This window comes from Modestobacter sp. VKM Ac-2986 (assembly GCF_026967795.1).
GTDB lineage: Bacteria > Actinomycetota > Actinomycetes > Mycobacteriales > Geodermatophilaceae > Modestobacter.
Map to the genome: position 1 here is coordinate 2,600 of NZ_JAPVBH010000010.1, position 1,868 is coordinate 4,467.

The 1,868-nt window shown below is 59.0% G+C and carries 2 rRNA genes (1 of these 2 cut by a window edge); both read right to left on the reverse strand.

Annotated elements, in window-relative coordinates:
* A 23S ribosomal RNA gene (locus tag O2W14_RS19920) occupies window positions 1–35 on the reverse strand; it reaches 2,581 nt to the left of the window's first position.
* A gap of 241 nt (window positions 36–276) precedes the next feature.
* Window positions 277–1,798, reverse strand: a 16S ribosomal RNA gene (locus O2W14_RS19925).
* The 16S and 23S rRNA genes sit together here, the layout of an rRNA operon.
* Between the last annotated feature and the right edge of the window lie 70 nt (window positions 1,799–1,868).

Below are 1,868 nucleotides of genomic sequence, written 5' to 3' on the forward strand. Positions count from 1 at the left end.
GCCGGCCCGTTCCCTCAGGACCCAACAGCGTGCCTACGACCCGATCTCTCCATCCACCCACGTTCCACGCTCTCCCTGCCCCTGTGACCCCGTGAAGGGCCGGTAGCAGATCAACGAGCCGTACTAGCAGCAGATGAACAACCTGGCCGAACTGGTCAGCGTTCCACCCTTGAGCTCCGTCACCAACACCCGGACCCCCTCATGATTGAGGGAGCCTCCTGGCCGGTGCACGGCTCTGGACCACCATCGACTAGGACAGCGGCCAGTGCTCCTTAGAAAGGAGGTGATCCAGCCGCACCTTCCGGTACGGCTACCTTGTTACGACTTCGTCCCAATCGCCGATCCCGCCTTCGACGGCTCCCTCCCCGAGGGGTTGGGCCACCGGCTTCGGGCGTTACCGACTTTCGTGACGTGACGGGCGGTGTGTACAAGGCCCGGGAACGTATTCACCGCAGCGTTGCTGATCTGCGATTACTAGCGACTCCAACTTCATGGGGTCGAGTTGCAGACCCCAATCCGAACTGAGACCGGCTTTTTGGGATTCGCTCCACCTCGCGGTATCGCAGCCCTTTGTACCGGCCATTGTAGCATGTTTGCAGCCCTAGACATAAGGGGCATGATGATTTGACGTCATCCCCACCTTCCTCCGAGTTGACCCCGGCAGTCTCCTATGAGTCCCCACCATGACGTGCTGGCAACATAGAACGAGGGTTGCGCTCGTTGCGGGACTTAACCCAACATCTCACGACACGAGCTGACGACAACCATGCACCACCTGTGCACGACCCTTTAAAGGACCTCCCATCTCTGGGAGATTTCCGTGCATGTCAAGCCTAGGTAAGGTTCTTCGCGTTGCATCGAATTAAGCAACATGCTCCGCCGCTTGTGCGGGCCCCCGTCAATTCCTTTGAGTTTTAGCCTTGCGGCCGTACTCCCCAGGCGGGGCGCTTAATGCGTTAGCTGCGACACGGAACTCGTGGAATGAGCCCCACATCTAGCGCCCAACGTTTACGGCGTGGACTACCAGGGTATCTAATCCTGTTCGCTCCCCACGCTTTCGCTCCTCAGCGTCAGTTACTGCCCAGAGACCCGCCTTCGCCACCGGTGTTCCTCCTGATATCTGCGCATTTCACCGCTACACCAGGAATTCCAGTCTCCCCTGCAGTACTCTAGTTTGCCCGTATCGACTGCAGGCCCGAGGTTGAGCCTCGGGTTTTCACAGCCGACGTGACAGACCGCCTACGAGCTCTTTACGCCCAATAATTCCGGACAACGCTTGCACCCTACGTATTACCGCGGCTGCTGGCACGTAGTTGGCCGGTGCTTCTTCTGTAGGTACCGTCACTTTCGCTTCGTCCCTACTGAAAGAGGTTTACAACCCGAAGGCCGTCATCCCTCACGCGGCGTCGCTGCGTCAGGCTTTCGCCCATTGCGCAATATTCCCCACTGCTGCCTCCCGTAGGAGTCTGGGCCGTGTCTCAGTCCCAGTGTGGCCGGTCACCCTCTCAGGCCGGCTACCCGTCGTCGCCTTGGTGGGCCATTACCCCACCAACAAGCTGATAGGCCGCGGGCCCATCCTCAGCCGATGAATCTTTCCACCACCAGACCATGCGGTCAGCGGTCACATCCGGTATTAGCACCAATTTCTTGGAGTTATCCCAGAGCTGAGGGCAGGTTGCCCACGTGTTACTCACCCGTTCGCCGCTAGGGCACCCCCCGAAGGAGGGCCTCGCTCGACTTGCATGTGTTAAGCACGCCGCCAGCGTTCGTCCTGAGCCAGGATCAAACTCTCCGTAGATGATTTGATCGCAGCTGAGACCAAGAGTTGGCACTCTCGTTCAATCAACCAAAGGAACCCAACGACATCC